Origin of the sequence: Aliirhizobium smilacinae, from assembly GCF_006335145.1 — a bacterium.
Classification (GTDB): Bacteria; Pseudomonadota; Alphaproteobacteria; order Rhizobiales; family Rhizobiaceae; genus Neorhizobium; species Neorhizobium smilacinae.
The window spans coordinates 1,040,333-1,061,887 of sequence record NZ_VDMN01000001.1 but is presented as its reverse complement, the minus strand read 5'-3'; the positions used below and the strand labels follow the sequence as shown (position 1 = coordinate 1,061,887).

16 protein-coding genes are annotated in these 21,555 nt (G+C 61.1%); 15 read left to right on the top strand and 1 reads right to left on the bottom strand.

Annotation, left to right across the window (positions count from 1 at the left end; genetic code table 11):
• Positions 1-92 precede the first annotated feature (92 nt).
• The 15 genes from FHP24_RS05120 (at position 93) to FHP24_RS05055 (ending at position 18,953) form a co-directional block, all read left to right on the top strand.
• On the top strand, positions 93-2,912 hold the full coding sequence (locus FHP24_RS05120; RefSeq protein WP_449224054.1) for a baseplate multidomain protein megatron: 2,820 nt from the start codon (positions 93-95) through the stop codon (positions 2,910-2,912).
• Positions 2,828-3,901 carry a GTA baseplate fiber-binding domain-containing protein gene (locus FHP24_RS29510; protein WP_449224053.1) on the top strand — a complete coding sequence of 358 codons (1,074 nt, stop codon included), beginning with the start codon at positions 2,828-2,830 and terminating at the stop codon, positions 3,899-3,901. Before FHP24_RS05120 ends, FHP24_RS29510 begins: the two co-directional genes overlap by 85 nt.
• Before the next feature lie 4 nt (positions 3,902-3,905).
• Positions 3,906-4,136 carry a hypothetical protein gene (locus tag FHP24_RS05115; RefSeq protein ID WP_139673767.1) on the top strand — a complete coding sequence of 77 codons (231 nt, stop codon included), beginning with the start codon at positions 3,906-3,908 and terminating at the stop codon, positions 4,134-4,136.
• 107 nt (positions 4,137-4,243) lie between these two features.
• A complete protein-coding gene (locus FHP24_RS05110; RefSeq protein WP_139673764.1) occupies positions 4,244-4,507 on the top strand; it encodes a hypothetical protein in 264 nt (87 codons plus the stop codon).
• Positions 4,508-4,611: 104 nt separating this feature from the next.
• On the top strand, positions 4,612-5,283 hold the full coding sequence (locus tag FHP24_RS05105) for a response regulator transcription factor (protein WP_139673761.1): 672 nt from the start codon (positions 4,612-4,614) through the stop codon (positions 5,281-5,283).
• Between the two features lie 28 nt (positions 5,284-5,311).
• Positions 5,312-6,718, top strand: coding sequence for an ATP-binding protein (locus tag FHP24_RS05100; protein ID WP_139673758.1), 1,407 nt, complete (start codon positions 5,312-5,314; stop codon positions 6,716-6,718).
• Between the two features lie 231 nt (positions 6,719-6,949).
• Positions 6,950-7,381 carry a hypothetical protein gene (locus tag FHP24_RS05095; protein WP_139673754.1) on the top strand — a complete coding sequence of 144 codons (432 nt, stop codon included), beginning with the start codon at positions 6,950-6,952 and terminating at the stop codon, positions 7,379-7,381.
• A 197-nt stretch (positions 7,382-7,578) separates the two neighbouring features.
• Positions 7,579-8,742, top strand: coding sequence for a c-type cytochrome biogenesis protein CcmI (gene ccmI / locus FHP24_RS05090; protein WP_139673751.1), 1,164 nt, complete (start codon positions 7,579-7,581; stop codon positions 8,740-8,742).
• Entirely contained in the window at positions 8,739-9,263 is a 525-nt protein-coding gene (gene ccmE / locus FHP24_RS05085; protein WP_139673746.1) for a cytochrome c maturation protein CcmE, read from the top strand. Before ccmI ends, ccmE begins: the two co-directional genes overlap by 4 nt.
• Positions 9,260-11,248 (top strand): heme lyase CcmF/NrfE family subunit, encoded by a 1,989-nt coding sequence (locus FHP24_RS05080; protein ID WP_139673739.1) that lies wholly within the window; start codon positions 9,260-9,262, stop codon positions 11,246-11,248. The genes ccmE and FHP24_RS05080 overlap by 4 nt, the downstream gene beginning before the upstream one ends.
• Positions 11,249-11,394: 146 nt before the next feature.
• Complete coding sequence (locus FHP24_RS05075; RefSeq protein ID WP_246091606.1) at positions 11,395-11,874, top strand: cytochrome c-type biogenesis protein; 480 nt, start codon at positions 11,395-11,397, stop codon at positions 11,872-11,874.
• 169 nt (positions 11,875-12,043) lie between these two features.
• Positions 12,044-13,624: a Do family serine endopeptidase gene (locus FHP24_RS05070; RefSeq protein WP_139673730.1), complete on the top strand. Its 1,581-nt coding sequence runs from the start codon at positions 12,044-12,046 to the stop codon at positions 13,622-13,624.
• Between the two features lie 120 nt (positions 13,625-13,744).
• Entirely contained in the window at positions 13,745-14,503 is a 759-nt protein-coding gene (locus FHP24_RS05065) for a response regulator transcription factor (RefSeq protein WP_281287392.1), read from the top strand.
• On the top strand, positions 14,503-15,927 hold the full coding sequence (locus FHP24_RS05060) for a sensor histidine kinase (protein ID WP_139673719.1): 1,425 nt from the start codon (positions 14,503-14,505) through the stop codon (positions 15,925-15,927). Before FHP24_RS05065 ends, FHP24_RS05060 begins: the two co-directional genes overlap by 1 nt.
• A gap of 80 nt (positions 15,928-16,007) precedes the next feature.
• Positions 16,008-18,953, top strand: coding sequence for a bifunctional [glutamine synthetase] adenylyltransferase/[glutamine synthetase]-adenylyl-L-tyrosine phosphorylase (locus tag FHP24_RS05055; RefSeq protein ID WP_139673716.1), 2,946 nt, complete (start codon positions 16,008-16,010; stop codon positions 18,951-18,953).
• Positions 18,954-18,957: 4 nt separating this feature from the next.
• Here the strand turns inward: FHP24_RS05055 and FHP24_RS05050 are convergent, their stop codons facing one another.
• Complete coding sequence (locus tag FHP24_RS05050) at positions 18,958-21,306, bottom strand: PAS domain-containing sensor histidine kinase (RefSeq protein WP_139673713.1); 2,349 nt, start codon at positions 21,304-21,306, stop codon at positions 18,958-18,960.
• Positions 21,307-21,555: the final 249 nt, after the last annotated feature.

The window sequence follows — 21,555 nt, the reverse complement described above, 5'->3', positions numbered from 1 at the left end:
TCGGCGCATGCTGCTTTTGCTCCCAAACATTCACACGCTATCACAATTTTAACGCGCATCCAGCCGTGAAGGCTGATGCGTGGGGAGAGCTTATGGCCACTCTTCTTTTTCAGGCGGCAGGGGCTGCGCTCGGTGGTGTCTTCGGTCCGATCGGGGCGATTGGCGGGCGGGCTGCAGGCGCTTTGGCCGGCAGTGTTGTCGATCGGGCGTTGATCAATGGTAGCCAGACGATTTCGGGCGCGAGGCTCGGTACGGCACGCATTCCAGGAGCCGATGAGGGCACCGCGATCAACCGGCTTTACGGGACGGCGCGGATCGGCGGGACGCTGATCTGGGCGACGCGTTTCGAGGAGGAGGTGACCAGCGAGCGCACCGGCGGCAAGGCGACGGGACCGCGGGTCGAGACCTTTCGGTATTTTGCCAATTTCGCCACCGGGTTGTGTGAAGGGCCGATCGCCGGGGTAAGACGTGTCTGGGCGGACGGTCGTGAGATCGACCTGACGGCGATCGAGATGCGCGTTTATCGTGGCGAAGAAGATCAATTGCCTGATCCTCTGATCGAGGCGAAACAGGGCGATGGGTTGGCGCCTGCTTATCGCGGGCTTGCCTATGTCGTTTTCGAACGGTTGCCGCTCGATGTCTTCGGCAATCGTATCCCCCTTCTGCAATTCGAGGTGTTGCGGCCGGTCGGAACGCTGGAGAGCCAAATCCGCGCGGTGACGATCATTCCAGGCGCGACGGAGCATGGCTACCAGACCGGCCAAGTGACGGAAAAGACCAGCGAGGGCAGCGGCCGCATCATCAACCGGCATACGACGACGGCGCTGACCGACTGGCAGGCCTCCATCGACGAGTTGCAGGCGCTTTGCCCTAACCTCAAACGGGTGGCGCTGGTTGTGTCATGGTTCGGCACGGACTTGCGCGCCGGGCATTGCAGGATCTTGCCCGGCGTCGAGGTGGATGAACGGCGGGATGAGAGCGATCCGTGGTCGGTGGCCGGCATAGACCGTGGTAGCGCATATCTTATCAGCCGGCGGGACGGTGGGCCTGCCTATGGCGGCACGCCGAGCGATGCCAGTGTCAGGGCGGCGATCGCAGATCTCAAGGCGCGAGGGCTGAAAGTCTGCCTCTATCCCTTCGTGATGATGGATATTCCGCCGGGCAACGGCCTTTCCGATCCCCATGGCGGGGAGGAACAGGCGGCCTATCCCTGGCGTGGGCGGATCACCTGCCATCCGGCGCCCGGACAAGCTGGGACGGCGGACAAGACGGCGGCTGCACGGACACAGGTCGAAGCTTTCGGCGGTGGAGCGGAAGGGTATCGCCGTATGGTTCTGCACTACGCGGAACTGGCTGTCGATGCGGGTGGGGTGGATGGTTTCATCATCGGCTCGGAACTGCGCGGACTGACGCAATTGCGCGATGAGGCGGATCGCTTTCCTTTCGTCGAAGAGCTGGTCGATCTGGCAGCCGACGTCAGAGCGCGGATGGATGCCGCGACGAAGATCACCTATGGCGCCGATTGGAGCGAATATTTCGGTTATCATCCGCAGGATGGATCGGGGGACGTGTTTTTCCACCTCGATCCGCTCTGGGCGTCGCCGGATATAGACGCCGTCGGGATCGACAATTACATGCCGCTCTCCGACTGGCGCGACGAGGATCTCGCTGAGGTTAATCCGGATGGATTTGCGGCGCGTGACGATGCAGCTGGGATGGCGCGGCAGATTGCGGCCGGCGAGGGATATGACTGGTATTACGCCAGCGACGCCGACCGGTTCAGCCGAAAGCGCTCTCCAATCAGCGATGGACTGGCCGGCAAGCCCTGGGTGTTTCGCTACAAGGATATTTCAGACTGGTGGTGGCACCCGCATTTCGACCGGGTGGGTGGTGCGGAGAGGGCAGTGCCAACCGCCTGGACGCCGGGCATGAAGCCCGTGTGGTTTACCGAACTGGGCTGCCCCGCGGTGGACAAGGGCGCCAACCAGCCGAACGTATTCGTCGATCCGAAATCGGCGGAAAGCAGTCTCCCTTATTTTTCGTCGGGTGGCAGGGCGGACAGTCAGCAGCGGCGGTTCCTCGAAGCGCATCACGATCACTGGCAGGGCGGTGATGCGCCGGAAGGCATGGTCGATCCGGGTCACATGTTCGTCTGGTCCTGGGATGCACGACCGCAGCCGGCGTTTCCGGATGATCTGTCGATATGGAGTGACGGCAGCAACTGGCGGACCGGTCACTGGCTCAACGGACGTATCGGCGGCACGACGCTTGCCGATGCGATTGCAGCGATCCTCATCGACCACGGTATCGAGAATTTCGATGTTTCGGCGATGAGCGGCGATCTGAGCGGTTATGTACAGGCCGATCTGATCTCGGCACGGGCCTTGATCGAACCGCTGATGGATGTCTTTCAGATCGATGCGGTCGAGGATTCTGGCCGGATCAGCTTTCTTTCGCGGCTTGGATCGAGTCTCAAGCCGCATGAAATTATAGTTCTGGTCGACATCGAAGACGAACCGCTGTGGACTGAAAATCGCGGTCATGACAGCGATTTTCCCGCCGAGGCGGCACTGACGTTTTACAATCCGATGCTGGACTACGAACAGGCGAGTGCGCGCTCACGCCCGGTCGCGGCGGAAAGTCGCCGGGTACTGGGGTATGATCTACCGGCAACGCTCTCTGAGGAAACGGCGCTTGGCGCGGTTGAAACCGCTTTGCGAGCGAACCGTATTGCCAGGCGAACGCTCAGCTTTGCCATCTCGCCGAGCGAGCAGGCAATCGAGACGGGGATGCGATCCGGCTTGTCCATGGACCGGATGGGACATTCGTGGTCGAGCGGGTCGAGGAGGGTGCGGTGCGCCGGATCGAGGCGCGGCACCATGCGGCTCTTCCTCCGTCCAGTTCAAACGTGATGGCCGGCCGGCGCAATACGAGCGGCGGAGGCGTCTTCGATGCGTTCCAGCCGATCCTGCATTTCATGGATCTGCCGCGCCTGACCGATGCGGCGGCTGAAAGTTTCGCCTGTATTGCCGGATATTGCCGGCCCTGGCGCCGCATGGCCATCTCTTCATCAACGACCAGCGAAGGCTACAGGACGCGGGTGACGATCGACCGCCCGGCGCGGCTCGGAGCGCTTTCTTCTCCATTGCTTCCCGGCATTTCCGGTCGGTTCGACCATGCGAACGTGTTGGAACTGGACCTCCATTTCGGCGGGCTTTCGTCCGCGGATGAACTGGCCGTGCTGTCCGGCGAAAACCGGATCGCGGTGAGAGCCCAAAACGATGTCTGGGAAATCATAGGCTTCCTGTCTGCCGAGGAAGTCGCGCCCAAACGCTGGTGGCTGTCGGGTCTGATGCGTGGACTTTCTGGGACGCAGGACGCGACTGCGGCAGGTGCCTTGGCAAGAAGTGTGTGCGTGGTTCTGGATGACTCAATCGTGCCGCTCGGGCTTGGCGGCGAGGAGCGTGGCCGGTCGCTCAACTGGCTTGCCGAGAGCCTCGGCAGCAATGGCGACCGTGTGGGGCCTCATGTCTTTGCGGGTGGTGAGCGAGCCGAGACGCCGATGGCTCCGGTGCATCTGCGGGCAGAACGCAGAAGCGATGGTGACATCGCGATCGGCTGGACAAGACGGGGTCGGATCGACGCGGACGGCTGGGAGGCTTCCGACATTCCGCTGGACGAACCGCAGGAGCGATACCGTCTCGATCTGATGGCGGGCGGAGCGGTGGTTGAGGAGCGTCGAGGTGACCGAGCCGTCCTTCCTTTATCCGGCAGAAGACGAGCTTGCCGATTTCGGCACGCGGCTGGCGGTGATCGATTTGACCGTCAGGCAGATGGGGCGCGCCGTTCCACTCGGCATTCCGGCGCGCTCGGTGATCAATCTTTGATAACAAGGAGATGAACGGATGGATATGATGAAAAACTGGTATCAGTCGAAGACGATCTGGGGTGCTTTGATCGCAGTCGCGGCCTCCGGGTTGCACCTGGCCGGACTGGAGATCGGGGCCGCGGACCAGGCGGAACTGGCCGATATCGCGGTAACCCTGACGGGTGCGACAGGCGGCCTTCTGGCCCTTTACGGACGCCTGGTTGCAACTGGTTCGATCGGTGGAAAAGGGGGCTCGGGGGCTTCCTGAAGGCCAGCATTACACAGCATTCATTTGCCATTCAGCCGTCATCCGATACATAATCCATAACATGCTTTGGACATGACCTTTCGTCGGTTGAGTGGAAACGGGTAAACATGGCGCGACTGCCGATCATCGCGATTTTGGCCGCCGGCACTGCATTTGCAGCTTTGCCCGGAGAGCCTGCGACTGCACGGGACTATCTCGTGCTGGTCGCCGGCGACTGCGGCACCGCCGCGTCGCGCGTCGTTCGCGATACCGGTGGACAGCTTCTTTCGGCCCAGCCGTCCTCGGACGGCCAGACCTGTGTCGTCACCGTCCTCGTACAGGGCAACGGCAGCGAACGGCCGCGCAAGGTTACCGTCCGGGTGCCGATGTAAGGCAGAAAAGCCGGGTGTCTTCGCGTCACAGCTTTCGAAAACCGGATGCGGTTTCAGGTCCGATGCGCTAGATACGTGCCAGATTTAATTGCAGGGGACGGGTAATGCGCATTCTCGTGGTCGAAGACGACGTCAATCTCAACCGACAGCTTTCGGATGCTCTGAAGGAATCCGGTTATGTCGTCGATACCGCTTTCGACGGCGAGGAAGGCCATTTTCTCGGTGATACCGAACCCTATGACGCAGTGATCCTCGATATCGGCCTGCCGGAAATGGACGGCATAACCGTCGTCGAGAAATGGCGTTCCAACGGCAAGGGCATGCCGGTTCTGATGCTGACGGCCCGTGATCGCTGGAGCGACAAGGTGGCGGGTATCGATGCCGGTGCCGACGATTATGTGGCAAAACCCTTTCACGTTGAGGAAGTGCTGGCGCGGGTGCGCGCCCTGATCCGCCGTGCCGCCGGCCATTCGTCTTCCGAGATCGTTTGTGGTCCGGTGCGCCTCGACACCAAGGCGTCGAAGGCGACGGTCGATGGCGTGACGCTGAAACTGACGTCCCACGAATTCCGCCTCCTGTCCTATCTGATGCACCATATGGGCACGGTGGTGTCGCGCACCGAGCTGGTCGAGCATATGTACGATCAGGATTTCGACCGCGATTCCAACACGATCGAGGTTTTTGTCGGCCGACTGCGCAAGAAGATCGGTGTCGATCTGATCGAAACCGTGCGTGGACTCGGCTACCGGATGCAAGCCCCGGCCGATGCCCAATAGCATCCCGAAACAGCCCCCGAGCCTGGGCATGGGAGGATTTCGGTCACTCACCGCCCGCGTGCTGCTTCTGGCGACCGCATGGTCGGCCGTGGCGTTGGTGGTGATCGCGATCGTCATCTCGCAGCTTTATCGGCAATCGTCGGAACGGGCCTTTACGGATCTCCTACGCGCGCAGCTCTATAACGTCATCAACTCGATGACGATCGGCGAGGACAACAAGCTGTCAGGCAATCCGCAGCTCGGCGACTTGCGGTTCTCCCAGCCTGAAACCGGCTGGTACTGGATTATCGAGCCGCTTGGCACATTTGCGGCGACACCGCTTTCCTCGTCGTCTCTCGGCACATCGAACATCAAGGTGCCGACCATTCTGAGCGTGCCGTTCAACAATCGATACGAGCGTTTCTACCGGACCAGCGACGCTTTCGGCAACAATGTCCTCGTGGCCGAGACGGAAGTGGTTCTCGACGGCGAAGGCCGCGCGGCGCGGTTTCGCGTCTCCGGCAATCTGGCCGTCGTCGAGGACGACGTTCGCGGCTTTTCGCGCAATCTCTATATCACGCTTGCCGTCTTCGGGATCGGCAGCCTGATCGTCAACGGTCTGGCGATCCTTTACGGCCTGCTGCCGTTGAAGGGCGCGCAACGTGCGCTGGAGCGGGTGCGCCGCGGTGAGGTGGAGCGTCTGGAAGGGCAGTTTCCCCGCGAAATCATGCCGTTGGCCAACGACATCAATGCATTGATAGAAAGCAACCGGCGCATTGTCGAGCGGGCTCGCATGCAGGTGGGCAACCTCGCCCATTCGCTGAAAACTCCGATCGCCGTCATGCTCAACGAATCGCGGCTCGGCGAGAAGGTGCAGTCCGATCTGGTCCGTTCGCAGGCAGAGGCGATGCAGAGCCAGGTCCAGTCCTATCTCAGCCGCGCACGCATTGCGGCACAACGCGAGTCACTGCTGGCGCGCAGTGAGGTCGAGCCGGTTCTCGAGCGGCTGGTGCGCGTCATGCGCAGGCTTAACCCTGAGACAGAGTTCAATCTGTCCGTAGCGCCGCAGGCGCTGGCGATCGCGCTGGAACAACAGGATCTGGAGGAGACGGTCGGCAATCTTCTGGAAAACGCTGCCAAGTTTGCAAAGACCGCCGTCTGGGTGTCGGCCGTGCAAGCCGCGCCACCGCCGGGTGCCGAAGGTGATGCCGACCGCAGGGCATGGGTCGAGCTGATCGTCGAGGATGACGGGCCGGGTCTGGAACCGGATCAGATCGTCATAGCGCTGAAGCGCGGCAAGCGGCTGGATGAAAGCAAGCCGGGTGCGGGTCTCGGTCTTTCCATCGTCAGCGAGATTGCCTCGGAATATCACGGCACCATCAATCTGGACCGTAGCGCGCGCGATGGTTTGCGGGTTCGGTTGCTGCTTCCCGGTATGACGCGCGATGCGGCGTGACGCGGGTGATAAAAGCTGTGGCCAATGAGCAACTGCTAAAGACTTGCTGTCATATCTTCTGGACGCCCGCACCGCCTGCTATATCATTGAAGTGAAAGGCGGACGGACCGGGTTCTGGAACAGTGTCGATCAGCGTATTCGGAGAAAACATTCTTCGGGGTGTCTGAGATACTGTTATGACGAACCGGCACTCTTCCGCCAAGCGTGCAAGTCGGAGACCATAAGCAAGCGATGCGCCCCACGAGCTTTTCAACCGTGCTGTTGACCCTTTGCGGAATTGCGGTCGTTTCCGGATGCACTTCGACGTCGCGTTCCGCGGCCGGTGCGCGAGGATTGCTGTCTCCAAAACCCTCGGCATCCGCAGGCTATATTACGGCCCTGCAGGGCGGTATTGTCGGGCGCAGCGGCGCCGAACTGTCGTCCAGCGATCGTTCGCGGGCGCTGGAAGCGGAGTATAGGGCTTTGGAAGAGGCGGCCGGTGGGCAGGCCGTCCAGTGGAAGGGTGACAATGCCAACGGTGCGGTGGTGGCCAACGCTCCTTACCAGGTCGGCGCGCAGAACTGCAGGCAATACAGGCATACGGTCACCATCGAGGGACGGGACATGGTCGCAAGGGGCGCTGCCTGCCGCAATAATGACGGTACCTGGACGCCGCTGAATTGAGATGAGGTGGGGATGTATTCCCCACGCATTCGTGAATTTGATACAGGTCATGGCTGTCGATAGGCATTTCCATCAGTCTTGAAACGTTCTAAAGACCTTGGCCTGTGACGCGGCTGCGGGCCGCGGTGAGCTCTCAAATTCACGTCAACGGCTGGCAATCGATTGGAAAGCCACCGACGTTGCAGTAATTGGCGAACATGATTTTATGGATCCTTCTTGCGCTCCTGACGGCAATCGTCGCGGCAGCGCTGCTTTATCCGCTCTCCCGGCGGCCTGAGGCTCTTGCGCCCGAAAATGCTGGTGAGATCGCGGTTTATCGCGACCAGATGAAGGAGCTGGATCGGGATCGCGCTGGTGGTCTGATCAGTGCCGAGGAGGCAGAATATGCGCGCGCCGAGATCGGTCGCCGTCTTCTGGCGGCTGCGGCCAAGTCTGGCGAAGGCGCAGGCGACGCTTCAAAACCAAGTATTGTGCGAAAGCTTGCGATCGGCGTGGTGACTGTCGTGCCGCCCGCAATCGGGCTCTGTCTTTACATCATGCTGGGCAGCCCCGGTTTGCCCGATCAGCCGCTGGAAGCGCGCTTGGAAAACCCCGGCAACGACATGTCGCTGCTGGTGGCAAAAGCCGAACGGCATCTGGCGCAGAACCCGAACGACGGTGCCGGCTGGGATATTCTCGCGCCGATCTATTTCCGTACAGCCCGGCTCGGTGACGCGGAACTTGCCTATCGCAACGCCATCCGGCTGATCGGGCCGAATGGTGCGCGCCTTTCCGGCCTTGGCGAGACGCTGGTCGTTGCCAATGACGGCATTGTCACGGAAGACGCCCGATCGGCCTTCGAGGAGGCGATAAGGCTTGAGCCCGGCAATGTGCGGGCACGCTTTTATGTCGGCGTTGCGCAGGAGCAGGCTGGAAAGGCTGCGGACGCGAAAGCGACCTTCGAGGCGATCGCCAAGGCTTCGCCCCCCGATGCACCCTGGATGGGCATGATCAACGAACATATCGCAAAGAACGGTGGCACCGCGGCGGCACCTGCTGCGCCGTCTACTCTCGGCGGTCCGAGCGCCGATGATGTGGCGGCAGCGCAAAACATGTCGCAGGGTGATCGCCAGGAGATGATCCGCGGCATGGTCGACAGCCTTGCGGCCAGGTTGGAAGCTGATCCGAACAATATTGAAGGCTGGCTGAGGCTGGTAAGATCCTACATGGTGCTGGGTGACAGGGACAAGGCGCAGGCCGCGTTGAAAACCGGGCTGGGGCATTTCCCCGCCGACGGAAACGAGGGCAGGCAGCTTGCTGCTCTCGCACAGGAAACAGGACTGTCGGCCGAAGGCGTGGCAAATCCGGGAGGAACGCAATGACGCGCAAGCAGAAACGGCTGGCCGTGATCGGCGGCGGCATGAGCTTCATCATCATCGCCGTCTTTCTCGTGATGTTCGCATTCAGCCAGTCGGTTGCCTATTTCTTCATGCCGGCGGATCTGGCGACGGCCAATCTGCAGCCCGGAACCCGCATCCGCCTCGGCGGTCTCGTGGAACAGGGATCGGTCAAGCGCGGCCAGGGATCGACGGTAAGTTTTACCGTCACGGACGGCAACGCAACGGTGCCGGTGAGTTATACCGGCATCCTGCCCGACCTGTTTCGCGAAGGGCAGGGTGTTGTGACCGAAGGGTCGTTCGATGCCGCCACCCACGCTTTCGTCGCCGACAGCGTTCTTGCCAAACATGACGAGAATTATATGCCGAAGGAAGTTGCCGACCGGTTGAAGAAGGACGGCGTCTGGGAAGATGGTACGGGCAAGGGCATGGCACCGGCCAAGGATGCTCCAGCCGAGAAAGCACCGGACCAGAAGGGACAGGTTGTGGGGAGCACGACGCCATGATTGTCGAAATCGGTCATTTCGCGCTGGTGCTGGCACTGGCGACAGCAATCATTGTCTCGGTCCTGCCGGTTATCGGCGTCTATCGGCGCGATGCGAACATGATGGCGGTGGCGACCACCGGTTCGCTGGTGATGTTCGGTCTTGTCGCGTTGTCGTTTGCAGCGCTGACATGGGCTTATGTCGTTTCCGACTTTTCGGTGAAGAACGTCTGGGAGAATTCCCATTCGTTAATGCCGCTGCTCTACAAATATTCCGGTGTCTGGGGCAATCACGAAGGCTCGATGATGCTCTGGCTGCTGATCCTCGTGTTCTTCAGCGCGCTTGTTGCCGTGTTCGGGCGTAATATTCCCGAGACACTGAAGGCCAACGTGTTGTCGGTACAGGCTTGGATAAGCCTGGCTTTTCTGCTGTTCATCCTTTTCACCTCCAATCCGTTCGTGCGCCTCGATCCGGCGCCGGCGGAAGGGCAGGACCTGAACCCGATCCTGCAGGATTTCGGTCTCGCCATTCATCCGCCGCTGCTCTATCTCGGGTATGTCGGTTTTTCGGTGTGCTTTTCCTTTGCGGTTGCGGCCCTGATGGAAGGCCGGATCGATGCCGCCTGGGCGCGCTGGGTGCGTCCCTGGACGCTCGCCGCCTGGACGTTTCTAACCGCCGGCATCGCCATGGGCTCCTACTGGGCTTATTACGAACTCGGCTGGGGCGGCTGGTGGTTCTGGGATCCAGTCGAAAACGCCTCCTTCATGCCATGGCTTGCCGGCACGGCGCTGCTGCATTCGGCGCTGGTGATGGAAAAGCGCGAGGCCTTGAAAATCTGGACCGTGCTTCTGGCGATCATGACCTTCTCGCTGTCGCTGCTCGGTACCTTCCTCGTCCGTTCCGGCGTTCTGACCTCGGTCCATGCCTTCGCCACCGACCCGTCGCGCGGTATCTTCATCCTCTGCATTCTGGCGATCTTTATCGGCGGGGCATTCATGCTGTTTGCCTGGCGGGCGCCGACACTGAAGGCCGGCGGCCTGTTCGCGCCGATTTCGCGCGAAGGTGCGCTCGTCCTCAACAACCTGATCCTGACCGTTTCTACCGCTACCGTGCTGACCGGCACGCTCTATCCGCTGGCACTGGAAACCCTGACCGGCGAAAAGATCTCGGTCGGCGCGCCGTTCTTCAACATGACGTTCGGCCTGCTGATGCTGCCGCTTCTGATCGCCGCGCCGCTAGGTCCGATGCTGGCCTGGAAACGCGCCGATCTGCTCGGCGCAATGCAGCGGCTCTGGATTTTCGCAGGCCTTGCGCTCATCGTGGGACTGACGCTCTGGTACATGCAGAATGGCGGTCCGATCCTGGCGATTTTCGGTCTGGCGCTTGGCTGCTGGGGCATGCTGGGGGCGGTCGCCGATCTCTGGTGTCGCGGCAATTTCGGCAAGCTGCCGGTGATGACCTCGCTGCGCCGTCTCAAAGGTCTGCCGCGCTCCGCCTGGGGCACGGCGCTCGCCCATTTCGGCCTCGGCGTGACAGTAGTCGGCATCGTCGCCGCGTCGGCCTTCAGCACCGAACATGTTGTCGAGATGAAGCAGGGGCAGACTGTCGAAGCAGGCGGATATTCGTTGACCTTCGACGGTTTCCGAGAGGCCGTAGGTCCCAATTACACCGAAGAGCGCGGTCATTTCACGGTCAGCTCCGGTGGGGCTACGGTGTCGGACGTCTGGTCGTCCAAGCGGCTCTATACGGCTCGCCGGATGCCGACGACGGAAGCCGGCATCCTGACCTTCGGGCTCAGCCAGCTTTATGTCTCGCTCGGTGATCCGATGGATGGCGGCGGCATCGTCGTGCGCATCTGGTGGAAGCCGTTGATCCTCTGCATCTGGGGCGGTTGCCTGATCATGATGGTTGGCGGTTTCGTGTCGCTGTCGGATCGCAGGCTGCGCGTCGGTGCGCCGAGCCGCAAGGCGAAGTCCGTCAAGCCTGTGATGGAGCCGGCGGAATGAGCTGCTCACGGATCTCGCCCTCATTCCTGTGCTTGTCACAGGAATCCAGCGCGCCCAAGTCCTTGGGCGCAGATAGCGTCTTAGGAAAAGATGGTTCATTCACGACGCGGACGCGCCGTGGCTGGATTCCTCTGACAAGCACAGGAATGAGGGGCGGAGAGGGTCGACGCCTACTCTCCAAAGTTCTTCTCGCTCTTTTCCTCATCCTCACTCCCGTTTCCGCTTTCGCCGTCAATCCGGACGAAGTTCTGTCCAACCCGGCGCTGGAACACCGGGCGCGGCAGATTTCGGCGCAGTTGCGTTGCATGGTTTGCCAGAATCAGTCGATCGACGATTCGAATGCCGAGCTTGCCAAGGACCTACGCGTCCTCGTCCGCCAGCGGCTGACGGATGGCGATACGGATGGCCAGGTGATCGATTATGTCGTGTCGCGTTATGGTGAGTTCGTGCTGCTAAATCCACGGCTCAGCACCAAGACGATCATCCTCTGGGCCATGCCGATCGGCCTTTTGGTCGTCGGTATTTTCGCGCTGGTCGTTTTCGTTCGAAGCCGCCCGAGCCGTCGTCCTGCAGATGCCCTGAGCGCCGAGGAAAAAGCCCGGATCGACGAACTGCTTGGACAGTAGGCTTGCGCGCAGGCTGACGCATGGGCGGGTACCTGTTTCTAAATATTACGAACATTTCATGCTCTAGCCACCTGCAGTTAAGGTGACGGCGCCTATATCTCTGTCATCCCAACGACGCCGGACAAGCCGGCCAAGATTGAGTGACGAAGAGAAGAAGGTAGCTTTCACCATGAGCATTGGACGTCCCTCCCTCAAGACAGTGCTGAAGACCTCGACCGTTGCAGGCCTCGCCGCCGTCATGCTTTCGACCGGCATTCCTGCCCAGGTCATGTCCTCCTTTGCCGCCCCGGTTTCCGTAACCGCGCCGCAGGCTCCGAGCTTCGCAGATGTCGTATCTGCTGTTTCCCCCGCCGTTGTCTCCGTCCGCGTCCAGTCCGACGCCCAGCCGGTTTCCGACGACAACAGCAATTTCTCCTTCAACTTCGGCGGTCGCGGTTTTGACCAGCTGCCGGATGATCACCCGCTGAAGCGCTTCTTCAAGGAGTTCGGTGGCCAGGGTGGTCCTGGTGGTCCCAGCGGTCCGGGTGCCGGCCCGCGTGATCGCGATCGTGCCGATCGTGGTGGTCCCGGCGCCGCCCGTCCGCATCACCTGCGTCCGACCGCACAGGGGTCCGGCTTCTTCATCTCCGAAGACGGTTATGTCGTGACCAACAACCACGTCGTTTCCGATGGCCAGGCCTATACGGTCGTGCTGAGCGACGGCACGGAGCTTGACGCCAAGCTTGTCGGCAAGGACAGCCGCACCGACCTCGCACTTCTCAAGGTCGATGCCACCAGCCGCAAGTTTACCTATGTCTCCTTCGCCGACGATAGCAAGGTCCGCGTCGGTGACTGGGTCGTCGCCGTCGGTAACCCCTTCGGCCTCGGCGGCACTGTGACCGCAGGTATCGTCTCTGCCCGTGGCCGTGACATCGGCTCCGGTCCCTATGACGATTACATCCAGGTGGATGCGGCCGTGAACCGCGGCAACTCCGGTGGTCCGACCTTCGACCTCAACGGTCAGGTCGTCGGCATCAACACTGCCATCTTCTCGCCGTCGGGCGGTAACGTCGGTATCGCCTTCGCCATCCCGGCCTCCACCGCCAAGGATGTGATCGCCGACCTGATGAAGGACGGCAAGGTCGAGCGCGGTTGGCTGGGCGTGCAGATCCAGCCGGTGACGCAGGACATCGCCGACTCGCTTGGCCTCAAGGAAGCTTCCGGCGCGCTCGTCGTAGCCCCGCAGGAAGGTTCTCCGGGCCAGAAGGCCGGTATCAAGCAGGGTGACGTCATCCGTGCCGTCAACGGTCAGCCGATCAAGGATGCCCGTGATCTTGCCCGCCGCGTAGCTGCCTTCGGCCCGAACACCAAGGTCGATGTCGATCTGTGGCGCGACGGCAAGCAGCAGACCCTTCCGGTGACGCTCGGCAACATGGCAAGCGACGAGGCGGCATCCGCCGAAACCACGCAGCCGGATGATCCAGCTCCGGCGAGCGAGCAGGCACTTGCAAGCCTCGGCATCACAGTTGCTCCGGCTGAAGACGGTTCCGGCCTGGCTGTAACGGATGTCGATCCGGACAGTGAAGCTGCAGCCCGCGGCCTGAAGAACGGCGAGAAGATCCTTTCGGTCAACAACCGGAAGGTCGAAAGCGCCACGGATATCGGCAAGGTTCTCGAGCAGGCCAAGAAGGACGGACGCACTCGCGCTCTGTTCCAGGTCGAGGCCAATGGCACGAGCCGTTTCGTCGCCCTGCCGATCAACGAAGGCTGATGCCGGGCACACCATTTGAGTGATCCTGCGGGGGTGGCACCTCCAGGCCCATCCGCAGGATCAACGTCATCAAGGGGCGCCGCCGGCAACGTCGGCGCTCTTCTTGTAACGGAGCCCATCATGCAGACCCCATCGTTTTCCTCCAGTGAAACAGAAAATTCCGATAGTGCAAAAAACGCTGGCGAGGCTATTGTCCCGCACATGAAGATTCTGGTTATCGAAGACGATCTAGAGGCGGCAGCCTATATGACCAAGGCCTTTCGCGAGGCCGGCATCATCGTGGATCACGCAAGCGACGGTGAGAGCGGCCTGTTCATGGGCACGGAGAATTCCTATGACGTGATGGTCATAGACCGCATGCTGCCGCGCCGCGACGGCCTGTCCGTCATCAGCGAGCTGCGGAAGCGCGGCGTCAATGCGCCAGTGCTGATCCTTTCGGCGCTCGGCCAGGTGGATGACCGGGTAACCGGCCTTCGCGCCGGCGGCGACGACTATCTGCCCAAGCCCTATGCCTTTTCCGAACTTTTAGCGCGTGTCGAAGTGCTCGGTCGCCGCAAGGGCACGCCCGAACAGGACATGGTCTACCGGGTCGGTGACCTTGAACTCGACCGGCTTTCCCACGAGGTTAAGCGTGCCGGCAAGGATGTTCTGCTGCAGCCGCGCGAGTTTCGCCTGCTCGAATATCTGATGAAGAATGCCGGTCAGGTCGTGACGCGCACGATGCTGCTCGAAAACGTCTGGGACTATCACTTCGATCCGCAGACCAATGTCATCGACGTGCATGTGTCGCGCCTGCGGTCGAAGATCGAGAAGGACTTTGACAAGCCGCTGCTGAAGACCATTCGCGGTGCCGGTTACATGATCAAGGACGAGGGGTAATGCTTTCGCGCATTTTCCAGCGTGCCCGCCTCATGTTCCGCTCGACGGCCGTGAGGCTTTCGGCGCTTTATATCCTGCTATTTGCAATCTGTGCCGCGTTTCTCGTCATCTATGTCACGGCGCTGTCCGAAAAGACGCTGGTGCAGCAGACGCGCCAGACGATCGAGGAGGAGGTCGGCGACATTCAGCGCTCCTATAATCGCGGCGGCGTGAACCTGCTGCTGCGGATCATGGAACGGCGCGCCCGGCAGCCGGGTGCGAACCTCTATGTGATTGCCGGACCGAATGGCGAAATGCTCGCCGGCAACGTCTCCTCCGTTCAGCCAGGTGTGCTCGACCAGGAGGGCTGGACCAATCTTCCCTTTTCATATGAGCCTTTTTCCGAGGTCGGCGGTTCGCGACGCCATCTCGCCATTGCCAATGTGCTGCGCATCGACAACGGATTGCGGGTGATGATCGGCCGCGATCTGGGTGATCCGAGCCGTTTTCGCTACATCGTTCGACAGGCGTTGATGGTGGCGCTGGCGATCATGGGTCTTGGCGCGTTGGTCATCTGGTTCGGTATTGGGCGCAATGCCTTGAAGCGCATCGACCGCATGTCGGCGGCAAGCCAGAAGATCATGGCGGGTGACCTGTCCCAGCGGCTTCCCGTCGGGCGTTCCGGCGACGAGTTCGATCGTCTTTCGGGATCGCTGAATGCGATGCTCGGCCGTATCGAAAAGCTGAACGAAGGTCTGCGGCAGGTTTCCGACAATATCGCCCATGACCTGAAGACGCCGCTGACGAGGCTGCGCAACAAGGCGGCCGATGCGTTGGACGAAGATCGCGAAGAGGTGCGCAAGGTCGCGCTCGAAGGCATCATCGCCGAATCCGACCAGCTGATCCGCACCTTCAATGCGCTTCTGATGATTTCTCGCGTCGAAGCGGGATCGATCGCCGCCGAAATGTCGAATGTCGATCTTTCCGCCGTCTCCGCCGATAGCGCCGAACTTTATGAGCCGGTGGCGGAGGAGGCCGGGATTTCGCTTCTCACCGATATCAATCCCGGTATTGCTGTCAACGGCAATCGCGAGCTTATCGGTCAGGCGATGTTCAACCTGCTCGACAATGCGATCAAATATGCCGGTGAGGGCAGTGAGGCTCCGACAATCCAGGTGAAACTGTCTGCGCAGGATGGCGAGGTCAGGCTTTCGGTCTGCGACAACGGCCCGGGTGTTCCCGCCGACAAGCGTGGTGAGGTGACCAAGCGTTTCTTCCGGCTCGATGCCAGCCGCTCCAAGCCGGGGACGGGCCTCGGCCTTTCGCTGGTCGAGGCGGTGATGGAATTGCACGGCGGCCGGCTGGAACTTTCCGCCACCGAAGAGACGAAGACGGAGACGCCGGGTTTGACGGTGACGATGGTGTTTCCGGTGGTGAAACCATAAAGGTTACGGGAGGGCGCGTGTTCCCCCATCTCCGTAACAAGCACGGGGATGAGGAGACGTCGGAACGAGGGAGGGCAACGATGGAAACCGTAAAGCGGCTCGACAAGGTGGCGGAAAATGTCATTCGTCCAGTGAGCCAGGCGGAAGCCAAGGTCGCGCTGGCGGTTCTCAAGGAGGTCGGCAAATCCGAACCTGCCGTGAGTGCGGTTATCAAGGGTGAGGGCGCGCTCAAGGATTTTCTGGTCGCGGCTTTTTCTCTTTCTCCCTATCTGCGTGATGCGGCAAGCGTCACGCCGAAACTCGTCGCCGAGGCCATCGGCCAGCCCGTCGAACCGCTACTCTCCACCCTGATCGAAAAGACGCGCAACGCTTGGCGGCCCGCAGAGGGAAAAGTCCCTTCAGAAGCCGAGGTAATGACCGCCTTGCGGTCTGCCAAGCGTGCATTCAGCTTCATTCTGGCACTGGCGGATCTCGCCCGTATCTTTACGGCCAAGGAGACGACGCGCTGGCTGAGCGAGTTCGCCGAAGCCTGCGTCGCGTCGGCGATCGATCATCTTCTGCTGGCGGCCCATGAGGGGGGCAAGCTGACGCTTGTCGATCCCGCCGATCCGAACCGGGGATCGGGATTGATCGTGCTCGGCATGGGCAAGCTTGGCGGGCGCGAGCTCAACTACTCCTCCGATATCGACATCGTGGTTTTTTACGACCCGGAGGCCGGTATCCTCGCCGATCCGCTGGACGCGTCCGAAACCTATGGCCGGATGATGCGGCGGCTGATCCGCATCCTGCAGGAGCGTACGGCAGACGGCTATGTCTTCCGCACCGACCTGCGGCTGCGGCCCGATCCCGGTTCGACGCCGCTTGCCGTCTCGCTCGATGCGGCACTGATCTATTACGAGGGCAGGGGGCAGAACTGGGAGCGCGCGGCCTACATCAAGGCGCGGCCGGTGGCCGGCGATATCGCGGCCGGCGACAATTTCCTGAAACTTCTGACGCCGTTCGTTTTCCGCAAATATCTCGATTACGCGGCGATTGCCGACATTCACTCTATCAAGCGGCAGATCCATGTCCACAAGGGGCATGGTGCGATTGCGGTGAAGGGGCATGACGTGAAGCTCGGCCGCGGCGGCATCCGCGAGATCGAATTTTTTGCCCAGACGCAACAGCTGATCGCCGGTGGTCGCATGCCGGCGCTGAGAACCCGCGAGACCGAACCGGCGCTGCATGCGCTGGCGGAAGCGAAGTGGATCAAGCCGGAGATCGCCACGGCGCTGACCGAGGCCTACTGGTTCCTGCGCGATGTCGAGCATCGTATCCAGATGGTGCATGACGAACAGACGCACCGTTTGCCGGACAGCAATACAGAATTGAAACGCATCGCCTTCATGCTGGGTTTTGCCGATGTCGCCAGCTTCTCCGCTCGACTGGAGAGCATCCTGAAGACTGTCGAGAGACGTTATTCACGTCTCTTCGAACAGGAGGAGGGGTTGTCAGGCGGCGAGGGCAATCTTGTCTTCACCGGCCAGAAGGACGATCCCGACACGCTGAAGACACTGGCGGAGTTCGGTTTCGAGCGACCTGCCGACATGTCGCGGATGATCCGCACCTGGCATTCAGGCCGTTATCGCGCGACGCAATCGGTGGAAGCCCGCGAGCGGCTGACGCAGATGATGCCGGCGCTGCTGAAGGCGTTCGGCGAAAGCCGGCGGGCCGATGAGGCACTCCTGCGCTTCGACAGCTTTCTGAAGGCGCTGCCGGCCGGCATCCAGTTGTTTTCGCTGATCGGCAACAACCCGCCGCTTCTGTCTCTCATCGTCACCATCATGGCATCCGCGCCGCGTCTGGCCGATATCATCGCCTCCAAGCCGCATGTCTTCGACGGCATGCTGGATCCGGGCCTGATGTCGGAAGTGCCGACGCGCGATTACCTGTCGAAGCGGTTGGATACATTCCTGTCCGGCTCGCGCCATTATGAAGACAGGCTCGACAGGCTGCGCATCTTTGCCGCCGAACAGCGTTTCCTCATCGGTATACGGCTGCTGACCGGAGCGATCTCCGGCGGCGATTCAGGCCGCGCCTTCACCCATCTCGCCGACCTTCTGATCGATGCAGCACTGAAGGCGGTCATGGCTGAGATCGAGATGGCGCATGGCCACTATCCGGGCGGTCGGGTGGCCGTCATGGGCATGGGCAAGCTTGGCTCGTTCGAACTGACGGCCGGTTCCGACGTCGATCTCATCCTGCTTTACGATTATGACAGTGTGGCGCAGGAAAGCACCGGCCCGAAGCCGCTCGATGCGCAACGCTACTTCACCCGAGTGACCCAGCGATTGATCGCCGCCCTTTCCGCGCCCATGGCTGAAGGCGTGATTTTCGAGGTCGATCTGCGCCTGCGCCCATCCGGCAACAAGGGGCCGATCGCGTCTCGTATCAACGCCTTCGGCAAATATCAGCGCGAGGATGCCTGGACCTGGGAACATATGGCCTTGACCCGCGCCCGCATCGTCTGCGGTGACGAAAGCCTTGGACGGGAGGCAAGGACGATCATCGACGAGGTCCTGTCGGCCAAGCCCGATATCAAGAAGATCACCGGCGACGTGGCCGAGATGCGCACTCTGATCGCTCAGGAAAAGCCGCCGCAAGACATATGGGACCTGAAGCTCATTCCGGGCGGATTGATCGATATCGAATTCATCGCGCAATATCTGCGGTTGGTGGCGCCTGCAGACGGTGCGGCCATCGATACATACGGATTCTCGACGCAGCAGGCGCTGAAGGCACTCGGCATGGCCTCTTTGTCCGGCGCTGACCTCGATACCTGCCTGCAAGCCTTGCACCTGTTCACCGAACTCTCACAGATCATCCGGCTTTGTGTCGACGGGCCATTCGACGCCAAGGATGCGCCTGCCGGTCTGCTAGAGCGGATCTGCCGCGCCGGAGATTGCCCGGATCTGGGCACGCTGGAGGGAGAGGTGAAACGGTTGTCAGGCGAAGTGCGAAAGGTGTTTCGAAAGGCTGTTGGCTGAAAACTTACGCTGCCCTCTTGCGCGGTTCGACAAAGGGGCGGTCGGGAATGATCAGCGAGACTGCCGTGCCCTTGCCGATCTTCGAGCGGATGCGCATCTTGCCGCCATGCAGCGCCACCAGCGAGCGGGAGATGGCAAGCCCGAGACCAGATCCGCCCTTGCTCTTAGCATACTGGCTCTGCTGGACCTGCTCGAAAGGCTGGCCGATCTTGGGGAGCGCGTCCTTCGGGATGCCGATGCCGCTGTCGGCGATCGTCAGCATCAGGCCCTTTTCCAGCCTGCGGACGCGCAACTCGATCCTGCCGCCTTCGTCGGTGAATTTCACCGCATTGGACAGAAGGTTGAGCAGTACCTGCTTTAGCGCACGCCGGTCGCCGACCATGTCGAGCGCCTTCGGCAAATGCTGGTGGATCGTGATGTGTTTCTCCTGCGCGGCGATCGATGTCAGGCGCAGGCTCTCCTCGATCAGAGGCGCCAGATCGATCCTTTCCGACTGGATGCGCATGTGACCGGCCTCGATCTTCGACATGTCGAGAATGTCGTTGATGACGTTGAGCAGGTGCTTGCCGCTGTCGTGGATGTCCTTGGAATATTCGCCGTATTTGGATGAGCCGAGCGGGCCGAACATGCCGTTCATCAGGATTTCCGAGAAACCGAGAATGGCGTTGAGCGGCGTGCGCAACTCATGGCTCATATTGGCGAGGAACTCGGACTTCGCCTGGTTGGCGGCTTCCGCGCGTTCCTTTTCCGCCTGATAGTTGGAATTTGCCGTCGAAAGTTCGGACTTCTGGTGTTCCAGCGTCTTCTGCGATGCGGAGAGGTCTCCGATCGTCGCCATCAGCCGCCGCTCGCTGTGGCGCAGGCGATCCTGATGACGCTTGAGCAGCGTGATGTCGGTGCCGACTGATACCGTGCCGCCATCACGGGTGCGTCGCTCGTTGATCTGCAGCCAGCGCTCGTCGGCAAGCTGGACTTCCGTCGTGCGTGAAAAACCGCTGCCGTCCGCATCGGCCACGCGACGTTCGATTACCGGCCGCGCCGCTGCGGCAGTCACGGTCGCACGCTCGGTGCCGGGCACCAGCACGTTGTCAGGCAGGCCGTATGCCTGCTGGAAGTGCGCATTGCACATCACAAGGCGGTCGTTCTTGTCCCACAGCACAAAGGCCTCGGACGTGCATTCAATCGCGTCGGCGAGGCGCTGATCGGCTTCGGCGTAACGTTGCGCCAGACGGTGCTGTTCGGTCACGTCCATGGCGATGCCGATCACATGGATACGGCCGGAGGTGTTGCGGATGACCTGCGCTCTGGCACGCATCCAGACATAATGCCCGGCCGCATGGCGCATGCGAAACACCTGATCGACCTGCTTGGCATTGCCGCGGCCGATGGCGCGGGCCAAAGCATAGATGTTGCCGTCGGACGGGTGCATCATTCTTGCTGCATCGGAAAACGAGATGACGCTGCCGGCCGGCGGCAGGCCGAGCATTTCGTACATCGAGCCCGACCAGAAAAGCCGGCGGTTGGCGACATCGAAATCCCAAAGCCCACAGCGTCCGCGAGACAGGGCGGCCTCGATCCGAAGAGTGGATTCCACGAAGATCTCGTCGGCGTCACGAGCCCGCTTCACCTGCATGTAATAGGCATAGAGAATGACGAGCAGGATGGCGGAAATTCCGGTGAAGAGCGTTACATTGAGCGAGATCTCGCCGCGCAGGAAGCGGTTCGTCATGTCGAGAGAATGGGCGGACACGATCAGCGCCCCGTCATTGCCGATCGGCTGTATCGCTGCATAATGCGGCATGTCGCCGAGATAGGTCTCGATCACACCGTCGAAGCGGCGAAGCGTTGCGGTTTCAGGCAGAAGCGAGGTGAGGCGACGACCGATATAGGCGGAAGCGGTGCCCTTGGATCCGCCGAAGATGATGCCTGACTTATCGACAAAAAGGGTGAAGGAACCATGCGGCTGCGGATCCGACGATAGATAAGATGAAAGCCGCGCTTCGGCAGCAGCCCGGTTGGCGGAGCTGAACAGGGCTTCCTGGCCGGAAAATATAGCCTTGGCGGTCGCGGCCATCAGCGCGGTCGATTGCCGTGCCGCGTCTTCCATGCGGCTGTTTTCGCCCATGACGCCGAGAATGCGCGATGCGGCTATGACCATCAGGAACGCGATGATGAGCAGCGGAATGGATCGCTTGAGCACCAGCTCAACACGCGGGGTCTGCCGCACGATCGGCTTGGCCGAAAGATTGCCGTCGCTCGCGGGTGCCTTGTGCAGGCCCGAAACCTTCGGAAATTTCAGCCGCAGCCAAGCGCCGGCCGCGGTTTCCCGCTGCACATCCGATACCGTGTTCATCTAGTCCCTCGTGATGATCCGGTACGCCGCCCGTCCGAATCTACCCTAATGAATCATATAGTGATTCTTCGTGTCCAGAGGGTTGGTAATATTTTGTTAACCATTTGAAATGCGCTGGAATTTGCATGTTTTTGTGCCGCAAATCAGCTGCGCTTGATACTCAAACTCGAATGCGAGATTTTGGGTCGCGTCAAGCAAAGTGTTTCAAAATGTGTCAATCGCCGCCAAAAATGTGGCAGGGCGGATTAT